The following is a 19,396-nucleotide window of genomic DNA, read 5'->3' as shown; positions in this document are numbered from 1 at the left end:
ATCCGGCGAGGCGTACCCGGTCATCCTCGCCAGCGGTCCTGAAGGCCCTCTTGCACGCCGCTAAAGCGCCGGCCGGGCCGACGGCGAAAGGTCAACCTGTCGGTCGGCGTCGACGACCGGAAAGCCGCATCCGCAGCAGGGAGGTGAGGGTCCACAGCTGGGTGCGCGCGGTGTGGTTCGGCGCGCCGTGGACGTCGTCGTGCTCGAGAACGTGAAGATTCTGGACGCGTCGCCGCAGCCGGGCCACATCGCTGGCCGGGATGATCTCGTCGCGCTGGCAGGCGGTGTAGAAGACCGGGACGCGCAGCCGGGCGAGCTCGTCGTCGCTGAGCGCCCAGCGGGCCAGCTCGGCCGGCGGGACCCGGCCCATCCTCCCGTGGCCGGCCATGTGCGCGAGGGTGCGCAGCGTGATGCGCGGGACACGGCCATGCCAGAGGCCGTCGGTGAAGAAGTCGCTCACCGGCGCGCCGACCGTCACCACCCCCCGGATGCGCTGGTCGTGCAGCGCCTGGCGCAGCGTCAGGTGGCCGCTGAAGCTCAGGGCGATCGCGAAGGAGCGGGTCACGTCCGCGCGGTCGGCGACGGCGTCCAGGACGGCGCTCCACATCCGCCCGCTGTCGGCGCCGTAGACCAGCGGGTTCTCCCCGGCGCCCGGCATGTCGGCGGCGACGACGGCCATCCCGAACCGCCGCAGCATCGGCAGCATCGGCGCCCACTGTTCCTTGACCGTGACGATGCCGCCGCTGATCAGGAGGGTGGGGCGACGCTGCGTGGCGGACAGCCCGCTGGCCCAGCACCGGAACCGCTGACCGTCGAGGGCGACCTCGACCTCCTCGATGTCGGGCCGCTCGCGGCGCCAGTCCTCGAACGTGGCGACGCAGCGGTCCATCGCCTCCTGCCTGGCCGGACCGTCGACGAACGGGAACCGGGCGAGCGCGTAGCGGCGGCTGGCCTCCCAGGGGCGGCCGGCCCGCTCGAACCTCGCCGCCTCCTCGCTCCACACCCGCACCCAGGAGCCCGGGCCGTCGCCGTCGTGCTGCACCCGGGCGAGCACGTCGCGGTAGCCGGCGATCTTCTGCGCCCTGGCGTGCGCGACCACGAACCGCTTCAGCTCGGCGACGTCGTTGCTCATGAGGCCGCCACCGGAACGGTCGTGCCAGCCTCGCCGGTCGTACCCGTGGCGAGCGGGGGAGCGGCCACCTCCGGTGTCGGGAAGTCCTCCAGCCCGTCCTTGATCTCGGTGAGGACGTCGGCGGCCTCCGCGCCGTCGATCACTCGGTGGTCGAAGACCAGGCTGAGCCGCATGGTCGGGGCGGCGACCACCGTGGCGTCGCGGACCACCGGCCGCTCGGCGATCCGTCCGACTCCGAGGGTGACGGTGGTGCCCCCGACCGAGTAGAACCCGTCGACGGCCCGGTGCCCGAGCGAGGACACCGCGAAGGTGCCGACCGCCGCGGCCCGGCGCCGCAGGGGTGTCGTCGCGGCCCGGAAGACGAGCCGCCCGAGCGGCCCGGGCAGCCGGTCGAGGGCGCGGGCCCCGGCGAGCTCCGGAAGCCGCTCGGGGTCGCCGTCGCGGAAGTAGTCGACCCGGCGCTGGACCTCGGCGAGGGTGGCGCGCTGCAGGTCCGGTAGCACCGCCGCCAGCACCACCCGCTGGCCCGCCAGCGTGGCGTCGAGCGCCAGCTTGGCGTTCACCACCGGGTAGTGGGCCAGTCTCGGGATGAGCGTGCCCCGGATCGCGGCGTTGGCGTCGGGGTGCTCCGCCAGCACCCGGCCGGCGACGACGAGCACGTAGCTGACCGGAGAGAATCGCTCGCCCGCGCGCGCCGCCTCGGCCCGGTGCTCCGTCACCCGGCTCATGTCGACGGTCGTCCCGAGGAACACCGGCGACGACTGTCGGATGCCGCGCAGGAAATGCAGCGTGTGCCGGCGCTGCCTGGGGACGGCGCCGATCGTGGCGCCCACGGCCGCGCTCATCGTTCGGCCCGCCGCGGCAGCGGGGCGGCTTCGGAGTCGCTGACCAGCGCGTAGATCTCGTAGAGCGAGGTCGCGGTGAGCACGTCCGTCATCCGGACCCGGCGGGCCGTCGAGCGCTCCAACGCGACCATCAGGGTCAGCAGCTGCACGGAGTTCCACCCCGGGAGCTGGTCGAACGTCAGCCTGAGGTCGTCGGGCGCGAGCGGGAGCCCGAGCTCGTCGGAGACGAGCTCCACGAATTCGTCGACCGTGTTCACGGCTTGCCTCCGAGGTCCTGCGTGAGCGCCACGTGCGGCGGCGGCGCGGCGATGTGGGTCAGGTCGTGACGCCAGGTGCTGACCGGGGCCGCGTCGTCCCCGGGACCGGCGGGACCGCCGAGGCCGTCGTCGGCGCCGCCCGTCGGCACGAACCCGGAGCGCGGGTAGAAGTCGCGGACCTTGCCGTTGCGCGCGGTGGCCCGGTAGGCGCCGACGACCTGCGTCGCCCCCGAACGCTGGGCGTGGCGCAGCAGCGCGAGCAGGCTGGCCTGCTCGATGCCCCGGGAGAACACCCGGCAGCTGAGCAGGAAGTTCTCGATCGACCACACGTCGCCGGGATGGCTGGCGAACATCGCGCCCACCAGCCCGTTGTCGCCGAACCGGTCCCGGGCGTGGATCGCGACCACCAGGCCCGCGTCGTCCTCGACGAGCCTGCGGACGTCCGGCGGCTGGAGGCGCAGGCCGGTGAGGTTGAACTGGTTGGTCCGCAGCGTCAGCTGCGAGACCCGGCCGATCTCGCTCGGGCGCACCGCGCGCAGCCGGACCTGCACGCCGAGCTCGCGCAGGTAGTCCTCGATCGAGTCGAACGTGTCCAGGAAGTCCTTGCGGTCGAGCTCGGTCCGGTAGTCCGTCAGCCGCGACCGGTCCTGCCCGGTGAGCTCGCGGACGTCGAACCAGCCGTCGGCCAGCAGCGCGCCACGGTGGCCCGCCGGCTCGTCGTCCACCGCCACGACCGCGACCTCGGGCAGCTCGCGGCGCACCAGCCCCCGTTCGGCGGGGGAGTCGTCCACGAACACGAAGCTGTCGAGGCCGAGGTTGAGCGCGGCGGCCAGCTCCGCCAGGTTCTCGTGCTTCGGCCGCCAGTTCGCGACCACGCGCACGAAGTCCTCCTCGCGCAGCGTCATGCCGTCGCGATCGCGCAGCGCCGTTCGCACGAGGTCGGGGTCGTTCTTGCTGACGGCGGCGAGCAGCACACCCTGCGAGCCGATCTGCTTGACGGTTCGCTGGAACGCCTGGAACGCGCCGCCCCGGTATCCGTCCGCCGGCACGACCTCGATCCCGTCCGGCCCCACCTCGCCGAGCACGCCACCCCAGACCGTCTCGTCCAGATCGACGACGAGGACCTTGCGGGTCCGCCCGGTCAGGTGACGGGCCAGGTGGCCGATCTCCCTGGCGTAACCGGCGAGCAGCTGCGCGGACAGGTGCGCCCCGGCATAGAGGTCGTGCCGGGGATCCACGGCGGGCAGGCCACCCGCCAGCAGCGGGTCGAGGTCCACGACCACCAGCCGCTGGGACGTCTCGGCCAGCCGCAGCAGCCGGGCGTTGGCCTCCCGCCAGATGGCGCCGAGCCGGGCTCGCGACCGGTAGTCCACGACCGCCGCGGTGGCCTCGCGTCCCAGCGGCAGCGTGTTGAGCACGAGCGTGCCGCGCGCCGTCCGCTGGAACCGGTCGACCAGCTCCTCGACGGTGGCCAGCCTGGCCGTGACGACGCGCTCCAGGTCCTCGACCCGCCACGGGGTGGGCAGCTCGTCGAGGACGACCCGCTGGTCCAGCACGCACAGGACCAGGTCCGGATCGGCGGCGTACAGCTCGCTCGCCGGGTCGCCGAGGTCGAAGACGTAGCTGCCGAAGGCGCCCAGCGTCGGCCGGGCGAGCAGCCGATGCCGAGCCAGTTCCGCCGTCAGCACCGGGACCAGCGGCCCCAGGGTGCCGTGACCGGTGACCGCGACCGTGACGGCCGTGACCGTCGGGTTCGCGCGCAGGATCTCGGCCGGGTCGAGCGTGGCGATCAGGTTGCCCGCCGCGGCCAGCCGCGACGGTGCGAGCTCGTCGAGAATCCTCGACAGCTCCGCGAACTCGGCCGCGAGGCCGCCACGGCGGCGCAGGTCCCGCAGGGCCGTGTCCGCCCGTTCGGCGGCGCTCGGCCAGGCCTTCACCGGGTCACCGTCGATCACGGTGGCCGCCCGCGGGCTCGCCCCAGTCGGCGGGTCGGGGTCGCGCGTCGCCATCGTGGCCGGGTCAGAGGTCGGGGCCGACCGGTCGCCGTTCATGGTCGCTCTCCTCGGTCGCGGGTTCGGCGTGCGGCGGTTCAGGCGTCGGTGTCCTGGTCGCGGGCTCGTAGTCGGCGGTCCCGCCGCCGGCGGGAGGCGTGCCGCCCAGCTCCGCCCACAGGTAGTCGGCCAGGGACGAGGGCGTGGGGTGGTCGAACACGACCGACGGAGTGAGCGCCACGGCGGTCGCCGCCGCCAGCTGGTTGCGCAGCTCCATGGCGCTCAGCGACGTGAAGCCGATCTCGAGGAACTGGGCGTCGTGCTCGATCTCGTCCGGCGCGTCGTGACCGAGCACGTCCGCGGCCTTGGCCAGCACCAGCGCCAGCACGACCGCGCGCCGCTCCTCGACGGCGGCGGCCGTCAGGGTCCTGGCGAACAGCTCCGCCTCGGTCCCGTCGCCCTCGGAGCCGTCCCCGTCAGCCCCCGCGGCCTCGGTCCCCGGGCGCGGAGCGGGATCAGGCGACGCCTCGGCGATCCGGTGCCAGGCCGCCAACGCGGGCAGGAGGCTGTCCAGCGCGTCACGTCCGGCGTCGTCGAGGTCGAGCGTGCGCGCCACCGCGGCCAGGTCCGCCTGCTCCACCGCCGCCCAGAACCGCTGTTCGAGCGGGCCCGCCGAACCGGGCCGGTCCGGTCGGCGCGCCGAGCCCGAGACCCAGTAGCGGCGTCGCTGAAAAGCGTAGGTCGGGAGGTCGACCGGCCGGCCGGGGGGAAGCAGCGCCGGCCACTGGACGTCGTGGCCGCGGCTGTGGAGGCGGGCGACCGAGCCGACGAACGCGGCGGGCTCGGGCCGTTGCTGCTCGAAGATCGGCACGACGTCCGTCCCGCTGCCGTCCGTCTCGCGCAGGATGGCCGCGGCGAGCGTCGGTGTCGGCGCGAGCTCCACGCAGGTCAGCACGCCGAGCTCGCGCAGCGCCCGGACGCCGTCGCGGAACCGGACGGGCGCGCGGACCTGGCGCACCCAGTAGTCGGGCGAGCCGAGCACCTCGGCCTTCTCCGGCTGCCCGGTCAGCGTCGAGACGACGGACCCGGCCTGGGCCGCCGGGGACAGCCCCGCGACGACCTGCCCGAACTCGGCGACCATGGAGTCCATGTGCGGCGAGTGAAAGGCGTGGCTGACCCGCAGGCGCCTGGCCCGGTGGCCGCGGCCGGCGAGGGTGGCGGCGATCTCCGCGAGCGCGTCGCTGTCCCCGGACAGCACGACCGAGTCGGCCTCGTTCACGGCCGCCACGACGACCCGGCCGGCGTAGCCGGTGAGCAGCGGCGCCCAGTCGGCCTCGGGCGCCCGGACCGAGTACATCGCCCCGTCGCCACGGGCCTGTTCCATCAGCCGGGCCCGGGCGGCCACGAGCGCGCAGCTGTCCGCGAGGTCGAACACCCCGGCGAGGTGCACCGCGCTGACCTCGCCGACCGAGTGGCCGATCAGATGGTCCGGCCGGACTCCGACGTGCGCGAGAGCATGATGCAGCGCGGTCTGGAACGCGAACAGCGCCGGCTGGGCGAACAGTGTGCGGTCCAACAGAGCGGCCTGCGGGCTGGCGGGCGTCGCGAACATGACGTCCCGCAGCGGCCGGGGCAGGAGCCCGTCGAGACCGTCGCAGACGTCGTCGAGGGCCTGGGCGAACGGCGGGAACGCCTGGTACAGGGCCTGGCCCATTCCCGGGCGCTGGCTGCCCTGGCCCGAGAGGACGAACGCGCTCTCGCCACGGCGGGTGCTCACGGCGCCCCGCACGATCTCGGGAGCGTTCTCGCCGCGGGCCAGCGCCCGCAGCCCCAGCGTCAGGTCCCGACGGGTGTGCCCGACGACGACCGCCCGCCGCTCGAACGCGGTCCTGCCGGCGGTGAGGCTGTGGGCGACGTCGGCCGGGTCGGCGGACCCGTTCTCCAGCCAGCTGAGCAGCCTGCCCGCCTGATCGCGCAGCGCGCGTTCGGAGCGGGCGGAGACCGGCCAGGCCACCGGCATGCCCGTGGTCCCGATCTTCCCGCTGCCCGGCGGCTCCGGTTCCGCTCCGGCGGCGTCGTCGGGGGCCCGCCGCGGGTCCGGCTCCGGTTCGGGGGCCTGCTCGAGGATGAGGTGGGCGTTGGTGCCGCTGATGCCGAACGAGGAGACCGCGGCGCGCCGGGGCCGGTCGCGGTCGGGCCAGGGGGTCGTGTCGGTGAGGAGCCGGACCTGTCCCGTCGCCCAGTCGACGTGCGGGCTGGGCGCGTCGACGTGCAGCGTTCTGGGGAGGGTGGCGTGGCGCAGCGCCATGGTCATCTTGATGACGCCGGCGACACCGGCGGCGCCCTGGGTGTGGCCGATGTTCGACTTGATCGAGCCGAGGAACAGGGGCTGCCCGTCGGGTCGGTGTTGGCCGTAGGTGGCGAGGAGTGCCTGGGCTTCGATGGGGTCGCCGAGGGTGGTGCCGGTGCCGTGGGCTTCGACGGCGTCGATGTCGGTGGCGGTGAGGCGTGCGTTGGCGAGGGCCTGGTGGATGACGCGTTGTTGTGAGGGTCCGTTGGGGGCGGTGAGGCCGTTGGAGGCGCCGTCCTGGTTGACGGCGCTGCCGCGCAGCAGCGCGAGGACCGGGTGGCCGGCTGCGCGGGCGTCGGAGAGCCGCTCGAGCAGAACCAGGCCGACCCCCTCCGCGAAGCCGGTGCCGTCGGCGCCGGCCGCGAAGGCTTTGCAGCGTCCGTCGGGGGAGAGTCCGCGTTGGCGGCTGAATTCGACGAAGACGGTGGGGGTCGAGACGACGGTGGCGCCGCCGGCGAGGGCGAGGGTGCATTCGCCGTTGCGGAGTGCCTGGGCGGCGAGGTGGATGGCGACCAAGGAGGAGGAGCAGGCGGTGTCGATGGTGACGGCGGGTCCCTGGAAGCCGAACGAGTAGGCCAGCCGCCCCGACGCCACGCTGTTGCTGTTGCCCGTCATGAGGAAGCCCTCGACGTCCTCGCTGGGCTGGTTGAACAGCTGGACGGCGTAGTCGCTGCCCATCAGCCCGACGTAGACCCCGGTGTCGCCGCCGTGCAGCGAACGAGGGTCCAGGCCGGCCCGCTCGATCGCCTCCCAGCCGGTCTCCAGGAGCAGCCGCTGCTGCGGGTCCATGGCCGTCGCCTCGCGCGGGCTGATGCCGAAGAAGCCGGCGTCGAACTGGTCGGCGTCCTGGAGGAACCCGCCCCCGGTCGCGTAGGTCTTGCCGCTGCGGCCGGCGTCCGGGTCGTAGAGGTCGGCGTCCCAGCCGCGGTTCGTCGGGAAGCCACCGACGGCGTCGGTGCCCTCGACGACCAGGGACCACAGGTCCTCGGGGGAGGCCACGCCGCCGGGGAACCGGCAGGCCGCCGCGACGATCGCGATCGGCTCCCCGGGCTCGGCGGCCGGCGCCCGGGGTGGCGGGCTGGCCGCGCCCGGGCCGACCTCGCCCAGGACCACCTGGACCAGATAGTCGGCCAGGGCGGTCGGGTTGGGGTGGTCGAAGACCATGGTCGGCGGGAGGCGGTGCCCGGTCGCGGCGTTGAGCTGGTTGCGCAGCTGGACCGCGGTGAGCGAGTCGAAGCCCAGGTCGCTGAACGCCTGGCCTGGATCGACCGCGTCGTCCGAGAGGTGGCCGAGCACCGCCGCGGCGGCGCCGCGGACGGTCCGCAGCATGCGTTGGCGCCGTTCGGCGGGAGCGAGCCCCGAGAGCTCTGCCGCCAACGACGACGGGTCGATCGTCCGCGCCGTCGGCCTGGCCCCGGCGCCCGCGAGCAGCCGGAGGATGGGCGGAGGCGCCGCCGCCTGGCCACGCAGGGCGGTGCTGTTGAGATGGGCCGTCGCGAGGGTGGGCTGGTCGCTGCGGAGGGCGGCGTCGAGCAGGGTGTGGCCCTGTTCGGTGGTGAGGGGATGGATGCCGCCTCGGTGCAGCCGGGTGTGCTGGGTGGTGCTGAGGGTCTGCGTCAGCCCGCTGGTGTGTTGCCAGAGTCCCCAGGCGAGGGTGGTGGCGGGGAGTCCTTGGGTGTGGCGGTGGTGGGCGAGGGTGTCGAGGTAGGTGTTGGCGGCTGCGTAGTTGGCTTGTCCGGGTGCGCCGAGGGTGCCGGCGAGGCTGCTGTACAGGACGAAGTGGGTGAGCGGGAGCTCTCGGGTTTGTTCGTGGAGGTGCCAGGCGGCGTCGATCTTCGTGGGTAGGACGTCGTCGAGGTGGGCTGGTGTGAGGGTGGTGAGGGTGGCGTCGTGCAGGGTGCCGGCGGTGTGGAAGACGGCACCGAGCGGGTGTTGGGGCGAGATGGCGGCGAGCAGCGCGGCGACCTGGCCGGGGTCGGTGTGGTCGCAGGCGACGACGTCGACGTGGGCGCCTAGGCCGGTGAGTTCCGCGACGAGCTCGCGGGCTCCGGGGCTGTCCGGTCCCTGCCTGCTGGTCAGGAGCAGGTGCCGGGCGCCGTGGGTGGTCGCGAGGTGGCGGGCGAGCAGGCTGCCGAGGGTGCCGGTGCCGCCGGTGATGAGGACCGTGCGGTCGGGGTCGAGCGGGGATTCCCGGTCCGGGCTCGCGGGTGTCGCGGGCAGCGTGGTGAGGCGGGGGACGTAGAGCCGACCGTCGCGGAGGGCAGCCTGCGACTCGTCGGCGCCGACGAGCGCCCGCACCCAGGCGGTGAGGCCCGGCGTCGCGTCCGCCTCCGGTCCGTCGGCGCTGTCGGGGCCAGAGCCCCTGTCGGGGCCGGGGCCGGGGTCGCTGGCTGGGGCGGGGCGGGTGAGGGCCTCGAAGGTGGACGGGTCGACGTCGAGGAGCAGGAACCGGTCGGGGTACTCGGACAGCGCCGACCGGACGAGCCCCGAGACGGCCCCGCCCGCCAGGTCGACCTCGGGGTCCTCGCGGGAGACGTCGGCCCCGTCGACCACCACCGCGCCGCGGGTGACCACGACCAGGCGGGAGCCGGCCAGGACGGGCTCGGCCAACCAGCCCCGCGACAGGGCCAGCACCCGTCCCACCTCCGACCGCACCCGCGCCGGATCGGCTACTCCGCCGCCGGAGACCGGCAGGAACACCGCTTCCGGCACCGGCTCGCCGGCGGCCACCGCGCTGACCAGCGCGGCCAGGCCGTTGGTCTCCGCGGGTACCTCGGCGCCGTCGAGGACACGGCGGACCCCGCCGGACCGCGCGGGCCCGGCGCCGCCGGGCGAGGCCGGCACCGGCGCGGCCCCCCACGGCGTCCAGGCGACGCGGTAGGCCGCGCCACCCGCCGCCGAAACGGCGGCCGCACCGAGCTGGTCGACCGCGACGGGACGGGTGGTGAGGGTGTCCACGGTGACGACCGGGGCTCCCGTCGGATCGGTGACGATCACAGAGAAGGCCGAGGATCCCCGGGGCGACAGCCGTACCCGGACCACTCGGGCGCCGGTGGCGTGCAGGCGAACCCCACTCCACGCGAACGGAAGCTCCACCTGGGCGCCGCCCGGTTCCGGGCTCGTCGCGGAGCCGCTGGGCACGTTCAGGACGAAGGCGTGCAGGGCGGCGTCCAGCAGCGCGGGGTGGATTCCGTAGCCGTCGACCTTCGCCGCCGCGGGCAGCGTCACCTCGGCATACAGCTCGGCGCCGTGCCGCCAGGCCGCGGTGAGGCCCTGGAAGACCGGCCCGTACGCGTAGCCGCGGTCCGCGAGGGCCGGATACACGCCGTCCACGCTGATCGGCGTCGCCCCGGCCGGTGGCCAGGAGCCCGCCGGCTGCCCCGCGTCGGCCGGGCCCTGCCCGCTGAACCCGCCCTGCCCGCTGAACCCGCCCTGCCCGCCGAACCCGCCCTGCCCGCCGAACCCGCCCGGTCCGGCGGGCGCGAGCGTGCCGGTGGCATGCGAGGTCCAGGGCAGGTCGGCGCTCTCCGGCCCGTCGGGGCGTGCGTGGATGGTGACGCCTCGCCGGCCGTCGGGTCCCGCCGGGCCCACCGCTACCTGCACCGCCACGGTCGCGGTGGGCGGGACGAGCAGCGGAGCCTCGACCGCCAGGTCGTCGACCCCGCCGCAGCCCACCTGGTCGGCGGCCCGCAGGGCCAGCTCGACGAAGGCGGTACCCGGCAGCAGCACCGTGCCCGCGACCGCGTGGTCCGCGAGCCACGGCTGGAGCTCGGTGGACAGGCGACCGGTGAGCAGCACCCCGTCGGCCCCGGCCAGCTCCACGGTCGCGGCGAGCAGCGGATGGCCGGCCGGGCGCAGGCCGGCGGCCGCGACGTCCGTGGCGCCGTTCGCCGTGTCGAACCAGTACCGCTGCCGCTGGAAGGGATAGGTCGGCAGCCCGTTCAGCCCTGGGCGCCGCGCGACGGGCGCGGCCGGCGCCTCGGCGGAGCGGCCGTGCGGCCACGTCACCGGGACTCCCTGGACGAACGCAGCCGCCGCCGCGGCGGTGAACTGCGCCGGTCCGCCCGCGTCTCGGCGCAGGGTGCCGAGGCAGACGCCGTCCACCTCGACGGCCGCCAGCGTCTCCTCGATGGCGCCGGTCAGCACGGGGTGCGGACTCGGCTCGATGAACGTGGTGAACCCCTGCCGGGCCAGCGCGCTGACAGCCGCCTGGAACTGGACCGGCGCGCGCAGGTTGCGAAACCAGTAGTCGGCGTCGAGTCCGGCCGCGCCGAGCCAGTCCCCGGTCACGGTCGAGAAGAACGGCACGGCGGCCTGGTCGGCGCGTGGAGCCTGGATCTCGCCGATCGCCCCGGCCAGCCGGGCCCGGATCTCGTCGACCTGGGCGGAGTGAGACGCATAGTCGACCGGAATCGTCCTGACCCGCACCCCGTCCGCCCACCACCGCTCCACCAGGGTGCGCAACGTGCCGGCGTCACCGGAGAGGACGGTCGCCGCCGGCCCGTTCACCGCGGCGATGCCGACGCGGCCCGTCCAGGGGGCGACGGCGAGCCGCTCGGCCACGGTGTCGGCCGGCAGCGCCACGGCTGCCATCCCCCCACGCCCGGCGAGCGCCACCAGCGCACTGCTGCGCAGCGCCACCACCCGCACCGCGTCGGCCAGCGAGAGCGCCCCCGCCACGTGGGCGGCGGCGATCTCGCCCTGCGAGTGCCCGAGCACGGCGGCCGGCTGGACCCCGCGCGATCGCCACAGCTCGGCGAGCCCGACCATCACCGCGAACAGCGCCGGCTGGACCACGTCGACGCGGTCGAGCGAGGCCGCGCCCGGCGCGCCGCTCAGGACGTCGAGCAGCGACCAGTCGACGTGGCGGGACAGTTCGGCGTCACAGGCGGCCACCTGGTCGCGGAACACGGGAGCCGAGGTCAGCAGGCCAGCCGCCATGCCCGGCCACTGGCCACCCTGGCCCGGGAACACGAAGACGGCCTTGCGGGCGGCGGCGCTCGCCGTGCCGGAGAACAACCCGGGTGCGGGCTCGCCCTTCGCCAGTCGCCGCAGCGCGTGGCTCGCCTGCTCGCGGTCCGCGGCGACGATCGCCGCTCGATCGTCGAACAGGGAACGGGCGCCGAGCAGCGCCGACCGGACCTCCCGCAGTGGCAGCCGGGGATTCGCCTCAAGGAATTCGGCCAGGCTTTCCGCCTGCGCCCGCAGGGCGCCCGTTCCGCGGCCCGAGATCAGCAGCGGAAGGTCGTCGTCCAATGCGGGCGGTGTTTCCGGTCCGGCCGTGGCAGGCTGTTCCGAATCGGGTTCCGCGTCGGCGCCAGATTCGGGTTCGGGGGCCTGTTCGAGGATGAGGTGGGCGTTGGTGCCGCTGATGCCGAACGAGGAGACGGCGGCCCGGCGGGGCCGATTGTGGTCCGGCCAGGGAGTGGTGTCGGTGAGGAGCTGGATGTTTCCGGCGGTCCAGTCGACGTGGGGCGTGGGTTCGTCGACGTGCAGTGTTCTGGGGAGGGTGGCGTGGTGTAGTGCCATGGTCATTTTGATGACGCCGGCGATTCCGGCGGCGCCTTGGGTGTGGCCGATGTTGGATTTGATGGAGCCGAGGTATAGGGGTTGCTCGTCGGGTCGGTGTTGGCCGTAGGTGGCGAGGAGTGCCTGGGCTTCGATGGGGTCGCCGAGGGTGGTGCCGGTGCCGTGGGCTTCGACGGCGTCGATGTCCGTGGGCGAGAGCTGCGCGTTGGCGAGGGCCTGGTGGATGACGCGTTGTTGTGAGGGTCCGTTGGGGGCGGTGAGGCCGTTGGAGGCGCCGTCCTGGTTGATCGCGCTGCCGCGGACGACGGCGAGCACCTGGTGGCCGTTGGCCTGGGCGTCAGACAGCCGTTCCAGCAGGACCAGGCCGACGCCTTCACCCCAGCCTGTCCCGTCGGCGCCGGCCGCGAACGGTTTGCAGCGTCCGTCGGGGGAGAGACCCCGCTGTCGGCTGAATTCGACGAAGACGGTGGGGGTCGAGACGACGGTGGCGCCGCCGGCGAGGGCGAGGGTGCATTCGCCGTTGCGGAGTGCCTGGGCGGCGAGGTGGATGGCGACCAAGGAGGAGGAGCAGGCGGTGTCGATGGTGACGGCGGGTCCCTGGAAGCCGAACGAGTAGGCCAGCCGCCCCGACGCCACGCTGCCGCTGTTGCCGGTGAGCAGGAAACCCTCGACCTCGTCCGCCGGCTGGCCGAATGCCCGGACCGCGTAGTCGCTGCCGACCAGGCCGACGAACACGCCGGTGGGGGTGGCGCGGAGGTGTTCGGGGGGTATGTGGGCGTGTTCGAGGGTGTGCCAGGTGGTTTCGAGGAGGAGGCGTTGTTGGGGGTCCATGGCTTGGGCTTCGCGGGGGGAGAGGTTGAAGAAGGTGGGGTCGAACTGGTCGGCGTCGTGGAGGAAGCCGCCGTGGGTGGTGGTGGTGGTGTGGGGGTGGTCGGGGTCGGGGTGGTAGAGGTGGTGGGTGTTCCAGCCGCGGTTGGTGGGGAAGGGGGTGATGGCGTCGGTGCCGGTGTTCAGGAGGTTCCAGAGTTGTTCGGGGGTGTTGGTGTTGCCGGGGTAGCGGCAGCCGATGCCGATGATGGCGATGGGTTCGTGGTGGGTGTTGTGGGTGTCGCGGAGTTGTTGGCGGGCTTGGTAGAGATCGGCCGTGACCCGCTTCAGGTATTCGAGCAGCTTTTCTTCGTCGGCCATTGCTATGAACGCTCCCCGGGCACGGTTGCGGCATGGTTGTCGTGCTGGCCACCGGCGGATGACGACCCGGCGAGCTCGTTGTCGATGAAGGCGAAGATCTCCTCGCCAGAGGAGGCGCCGATTCTGGCCAGCACGTCCCGCTCCGGCGCCGAACCGGTGTCGCCGAGGGTCGCGACCAGCTCCCGCAGGCTCGCGGTCGCGCGAACCCGCTGCTCGTCGCCGGGGGCGAGCGAGGTCAGCGCCGTGGCGAGCCGGTCGAGGTCGGCCACGATCGACCCCGGTGGCGGCGCCGGTGTCCGCGGCGCGAGCTCGGCGAGGATCTGACCGGCCAGTGCCCGGGGATTCGGGTAGTCGAAGACGGCGGTCGCCGCCAGGCGCAGGCCGGTGGCGGCGCTGAGGTCGTTGCGCAGGCGGACGGCGCCGAGCGAGTCGAAGCCCATCTCGCTGAAGGCCTGGTCCGGGTCCACCGCGCTGGCCGATCGGTGCCCGAGCACCTGCGCCGTCAGGGACTGGACGAGGTCGAGCGCCGCGGTCTCGCGCTCACCGACCGGCCGGTCAGCCAGCCGGTCGGCCCAGGCGGACGCACCGGTGCCCCCCGCACCGCCGCTTGCCGCGGCCCGCCGCAGCGGCACGGCGCCGGTCAGGACGCGCAGGACCGGCGGCGAGCTGGCCGCGTGCAGGCGCAGGGTGGCGAGGTTGAAATGGGCCGCCACCAGCGTTGGTTCGTCCCCCGCGAGGGCGGCGTCGAGCAGAGCATGGCCCTGTTCGGTGGTGAGGGGCCGGACGCCGCTGGTGTCGATGCGGGTGTGTTGGGCGCTTGTCAGGTTCTGCGTCATGCCGCTGGTGTGTTGCCAGAGTCCCCAGGCGAGGGTGGTGGCGGGGAGTCCGAGGAGGTGGCGGTGGTGGGCGAGGGTGTCGAGGTAGGTGTTGGCGGCTGCGTAGTTGGCTTGTCCGGGTGCGCCGAGGGTGCCGGCGAGGCTGCTGTAGAGGACGAAGTGGGTGAGGGGGAGGTGGCGGGTTTGGTGGTGGAGGTGCCAGGCGGCGTCGATTTTGGCGGGTAGGACGTCGTCGAGGTGGGCTGGTGTGAGGCTGGTGAGGGTGGCGTCGTGCAGGGTGCCGGCGGTGTGGAAGACGGCTCGCAGTGGGTGTGCGTCCGGTACGTCTGCGAGGAGGGCGGCGACCTGTGTGGGGTCGGTGTGGTCGCAGGCGACGATGTTGACCTGGGCGCCGAGGTCGGTGAGTTCGGCGACGAGTTCCGAGGCTCCGGGGCTCTCAGGGCCGCGTCGGCTGGTGAGCAGCAGGTGCCGGATGTCGTGGGTGGTGACGAGGTGGCGGGCGAGCAGGCTACCCAGGCCGCCGGTGCCACCGGTGACGAGGACCGTGCCCGCCGGATCGAGCCCCGGGTCGATCCCGCTCCGGGCGTTCTCGGGAGCCGCCGGCAGCGGCGCGAGGCGGGGGAGGCGGAGCCGGCCGTCGCGCACGGCCGCCTGCGGTTCGGCGGCGCTGACAAGGGCTCCCACCCAGTCCGCCAGGTCCGCCAGTCCGGCCGCGACCGACCCGTCAACGCTGTCGATGGCGCCCGTGCTGGCAACGGCGACGCTGGCGAGACTGCCGAAGGTGGGCTGGTCGACGTCCAGCAGCAGGAACCGGTCCGGGTGTTCGGACTGCGCCGACCGGACCAGTCCCCAGCTGGCCCCGCCGGCTGGATCGACCGAGCCGCCGGCATCGAGGCCCGCGGCGGCGCCCTCGCGGCCGGCCGGTGAGACGGGGTCGGCGCCGTCCACGGCAACCGCCCCGCGCGTCACCACGACCAGCCGGGAGCCGGCCAGTGCCGGTTCGGCCAGCCAACCCTGCAACTGACCGAGCACTCGTCCGACCGTTGCGCGTACCTGCGCGGGCCCGGCCGTCCCGCTCCCGGCGACCGGCAGGAACACCACCTCCGGCACCGGTTCGCCGCTGGCCAGCGCCCCGATGAGGGAGGCCGGCGCGCCGTCGCCGAGCACCACCCACCGGGTCCGCGAGGAGCGGGGTGCCGGCAGGCCGGCCGGGGCCCAACCGAGGCGGTACAGCCCGTCGGCCCGCGGCGCCGGCGGTGGCGGGACCCGCTCCGGCGGCAGCGGTTCGAGGCCGACCGACTCGGCGGTCAGCACGAGGCCGCCGGCCGGGTCGGTCATCGTCAGCCGCACCGTGTCCGGGCCGGACCGGGACAGGCGAACCCGCACGTCGGTCGCCCCGGTCGCGTGGACCGAGACCGCCCGCCAGCGTGTGGCCAGCCACGGGTGTCGACCGGCTTCGCCAGCCGTCTCCCCGCGTTCCACCACTGAGGCCAGGAAGCGTGGATCCAGGAACGCCGCCTGCGACGCCGCGTCGATCAGCGTCGGGTGCACCGCGAACTCCGGCGGCCGGTCACCTGCCGGTGCCGAACCTTCGCCGCGCGTCCCGGAGCCGACCGCCCCTTCGCCGTGGCCGTCCGCGCCCTCCGGGACAGTCCCCAGGCTCAACTCCGCGCAGATGTCGCCGCCGGCCCGCCACGCTGCCCGCAGCACCTGGTAGGCCGGGCCGTACCGGTGGCCGACGGCAGCCAACCGCTCATAGACGTCCGCGACATCGATCTCCTGCGCGCCCCCGGGCGGCCACTGGGCGCCGGGCGGGGACGACGCGGGCGGGGCGGCCAGGATCGCGGGCGGCTCCGCGTCCGTCGGCGTGCCGGCGGGGGCGAGCAACCCGTGCGCGTGGCGCCGCCACCCCGGCTGGCCGGAGCCGCCGGAGTCGGAACCCGGCCCGTCGGCGTCGACCTCGGCGCGGCCCCAGACCTCGAAGCCCAGGAGCCCGGCGTCGTCGGCAGCGCGGACGACGACCTGGACCTGGTGCGCGGTCCGGGCGGACAGCGTCAGGGGCGCGTCGACCACAAGGTCGTGCACCTGTCCGCAGCCGGCCCGGGCGCCGGCTTCGAGCGCGAGTTCCACCAGCGCGGACGGCGACAGCAGCAGCGTCCCGTGCACCTCGTGGTCGAGGAGCCAGGGCTGGTCGGTCGCGGCGAGCCGGCCCGTCAGCACCCGTTCCGCGCCACCGGCGCCGGCCGGCTCGCCGCTCGCCCCGGCCAGGTCGACGGCGGCGAGCAGGAACGGGTGCCGGACCTGGTCGAAGCCGACCGCTGTCAGGTCGGCGGTCGCCGGCCGGCGCCTGGCCCAGAAGCGCTGCCGCTCGAAGGGGTAGGTCGGGAGCTCGACGGCGCGGGCGCCCCGGTGGCCCAGCACCCGGGCCCAGTCGACCGGCACCCCACGAGCGTCGAGCTCGGCGAGCGCGGTGCTCACCGTGATCGGCTCCGGCTGTCCCGCCCGCAGCAGGGTGAACGCCCGCGCGGTGTCCGCCACGGGCGCGCCGCCGCCGGCCGCGGCCTGCGCGGGCGACGGGACCGGGTGCCGTGGGCCCGCCGGGTTGTCGAGCACCTCGTGGACGGCGGCGCCGAGCACCGGATCCGGTCCGAGCTCGACGAACGAGGTGACCCCGAGGCCGCGCAGGGACTCGACGGCGTCCGCGAACCGTACGGTCTCGCGGATCTGGCGCACCCAGTAGTCCGCCGAGGCCAGCTCGGCCGCGGCCGCCGGTCTGCCCGTGAGCGTCGACACCAGCGGGATCGTGGGTTCGAGGTAGCTCAGTCCGGCGGCGACGGCGCGGAACTCGTCGAGTACCTCGTCCAGGTGGTGGGAGTGGAAGGCGTGGCTGACGGCCAGCCGCCGCGTCTTGCGGCCGCGTGCTGCCCAGTGGTCGGCGAACCGGGCCGCGGCGCCGGAGTCCCCGGAGACGACCACCGACAGCGGCCCGTTGACGGCCGCGACGTCGAGTCCAGGAAAGCCCGTGCCCGGCTGCGGGCCTGCCGGCTCGGAGTTGCCGTCGGCGCCGCCGTCGAGGCCCGGGAGCCCGGCGAGGCTGGCCCGGACCTCGGCCTCCGTCGCCTGGACCGCCACCATCACCCCACCCGGTGTGGCCGCCTGCATGAGCCGGCCCCTGGCGGCGACCAGCCTGGCGGCGTCCGGCAGTGAGAGCAGCCCGGCTACGTGCGCAGCGCTGATCTCGCCGATCGAATGCCCGGCCAGCCGCGCGACCGGCAGGCCGGCGTGTTCCAGCAGCCGGAACAGCGCGACCTGCAGCGCGAACAGCGCCGGCTGGGTCCACCCGGTCTGGTCGAGCTGGGCCGCCGCCGCCGTGCCCGGTGCCGCCCAGGCCACCTCGCGCAGCGGCCGGTCCAGCAGCGGGTCCAGCTGGGCGCACGCCTCGTCGAACGCGGCGGCGAACACCGGCTCGGCCTGGTACAGCTCGCGCCCGGCGCCGATCCGCTGGCTGCCCTGGCCCGAGAACAGCACGGCCACGGCGCCGGCGCGGGAGCTACCAGCCCGTCCGCGCAGCAGCGCCGGTGCCGGGTCGTCACGCCCGAGCGCGGCCAGGCTGGCCAGCAGCTCGTCACGTCCGGTCGCGACGAGCGCCGCCCGGTGCTCGAACCGGGCTCGGGTGGTGGCCAGCGTCCAGGCGACGTCGGCGGGCCGCAGCCGGGGGTCCGCCGCGACCCGCTCGTGGAGCCGGACCGCCTGCTCCCGCAGCGCCGTCCCGCTCCTGGCCGAGAGCAGCCAGGTCGACGGGCTCGCCCCACCCTCGCCCGCCGGCTCGCCGCAGTCCGCGTCCCGCGGGTCCTCGTCCGCCGGGCCGCCCCCCGGCGCCTCCAGGACGACGTGGGCGTTCGTGCCGCTGATGCCGAAGGACGAGACCGCGGCGCGGCGCGGCCGGTCCAGCTCTGGCCACGGACACGCCTCGGAGAGCAGGGAGACCGCCCCCGCGCTCCAGTCGACGTGCGGCGTCGGTGCGTCCACGTGCAGCGTCCTCGGCATGACGCCGTGCCGCATCGACTCCGTCATCTTGATGATTCCCGCGACCCCGGCCGCGGCCTGCGCGTGCCCGATGTTCGACTTGATCGACCCAAGGCGGACCGGCCGGTCGGCGGCCCGGCCGCTGCCGTACGTCGCGAGGATCGCCTGCGCCTCGATCGGGTCACCCAGGGTCGTCCCGGTGCCGTGGGCCTCGACGAGGTCGACGTCGGTCGCGGCCAGCCGCGCGTCGGCCAGTGCCTGTTGGATTACCCGGCGCTGCGCCGGTCCGCTCGGCGCCGTGAGACCGTTGCTCCCGCCGTCGGAGTTCACCGCCGAGCCGCGGATGACGGCGTGGACGACGTGCCCGTTGCGTTCCGCGTCGGACAGCCGCTCCAGCAGCAGCAGGCCGCACCCCTCGGCGAAGCCGGTGCCGTCGGCCGCGGCGGCGAACGACTTGCAGCGGCCGTCGGGGGCGAGACCGCGTTGCCGGCTGAACTCGACGAACACCGTAGGGGTGGCCATCACGTCCACCCCGCCGGCCAGCGCCAGCGAGCACTCCGTGCCGCGCAGCGCCCGCACCGCCAGGTGCAGCGCCACGAGCGACGACGAGCACGCGGTGCCCACGGTCACGGCCGGCCCGTGCAGGCCCAGCGTGTAGGCGACCCGGCCCGAGATCACCGCGGGCAGGTTGCCGGTGCCGACGTACCCGTCGACGTCGTCCGGTCCCGCGGCCGCGAGCACGGCGTAGTCCTGGTCGTTCGTCCCGATGTAGACGCCGGTGTCGCCGCCGCGCAGCGACCGCGGGTCGACGCCGGCGTGCTCGAACGTCTCCCAGGACACCTCCAGCGCGAGCCGCTGCTGCGGGTCCATCGCCAGCGCCTCGCGGGGGCTGATGCCGAAGAACGCCGCGTCGAACCGGTCCGCGTCGGGCAGGAAGCCACCGGTCCTGGCATAGCTGTGCCCTGGCCGTTCGGGGTCGGGGTCGTAGAGATCCGGATCCCAGCCCCGGTCGGTGGGGAAGGCCGAGATGGCGTCGACCTCGTCGCGGACGACCCGCCACAGGTCCGCCGGGCCGCGGATCCCGCCGGGATAGCGGCAGCCCATGCCGACGACGGCGATCGGCTCGTTCCTGGCGGCCTCGGCGTCCAGCAGCAGACGGCGGGTCTGCCGCAGCTCGCCGGTCACCTTGCGGAGGTAGTCACGCAGCTTCTGCTCGGGTGCGTCGGGATTCATGAGTCTGGT

Annotated in this window: 6 protein-coding genes; all 6 read right to left on the bottom strand. The window is 74.7% G+C overall.

Annotation, left to right across the window (positions count from 1 at the left end):
• Nucleotides 1-91: 91 nt before the first annotated feature.
• The 6 genes from FRAEUI1C_RS21095 to FRAEUI1C_RS21070 are packed head-to-tail and all read right to left on the bottom strand — an operon-like array spanning nt 92 to nt 19,387.
• A complete protein-coding gene (locus tag FRAEUI1C_RS21095; protein WP_013425368.1) occupies nt 92-1,132 on the bottom strand; it encodes an alpha/beta fold hydrolase in 1,041 nt (346 codons plus the stop codon).
• Nucleotides 1,129-1,977 carry a 2-oxo acid dehydrogenase subunit E2 gene (locus FRAEUI1C_RS21090; RefSeq protein ID WP_013425367.1) on the bottom strand — a complete coding sequence of 283 codons (849 nt, stop codon included), beginning with the start codon at nt 1,975-1,977 and terminating at the stop codon, nt 1,129-1,131. Before FRAEUI1C_RS21090 ends, FRAEUI1C_RS21095 begins: the two co-directional genes overlap by 4 nt.
• Nucleotides 1,974-2,234 (bottom strand): acyl carrier protein, encoded by a 261-nt coding sequence (locus FRAEUI1C_RS21085; protein WP_013425366.1) that lies wholly within the window; start codon nt 2,232-2,234, stop codon nt 1,974-1,976. The genes FRAEUI1C_RS21090 and FRAEUI1C_RS21085 overlap by 4 nt, the downstream gene beginning before the upstream one ends.
• Nucleotides 2,231-4,285 (bottom strand): HAD-IIIC family phosphatase, encoded by a 2,055-nt coding sequence (locus FRAEUI1C_RS21080; RefSeq protein WP_013425365.1) that lies wholly within the window; start codon nt 4,283-4,285, stop codon nt 2,231-2,233. Before FRAEUI1C_RS21080 ends, FRAEUI1C_RS21085 begins: the two co-directional genes overlap by 4 nt.
• Nucleotides 4,254-13,292, bottom strand: coding sequence for a type I polyketide synthase (locus FRAEUI1C_RS21075; RefSeq protein ID WP_013425364.1), 9,039 nt, complete (start codon nt 13,290-13,292; stop codon nt 4,254-4,256). Before FRAEUI1C_RS21075 ends, FRAEUI1C_RS21080 begins: the two co-directional genes overlap by 32 nt.
• Before the next feature lie 2 nt (nt 13,293-13,294).
• Nucleotides 13,295-19,387, bottom strand: a complete 6,093-nt coding sequence (locus tag FRAEUI1C_RS21070; RefSeq protein WP_013425363.1) for a type I polyketide synthase — start codon at nt 19,385-19,387, stop codon at nt 13,295-13,297.
• Nucleotides 19,388-19,396 lie beyond the last annotated feature (9 nt).

Source organism: Pseudofrankia inefficax, from assembly GCF_000166135.1.
In the GTDB taxonomy this organism is placed as follows: domain Bacteria; phylum Actinomycetota; class Actinomycetes; order Frankiales; family Frankiaceae; genus Pseudofrankia; species Pseudofrankia inefficax.
This window is presented reverse-complemented; position numbering and strand designations above follow the sequence as displayed.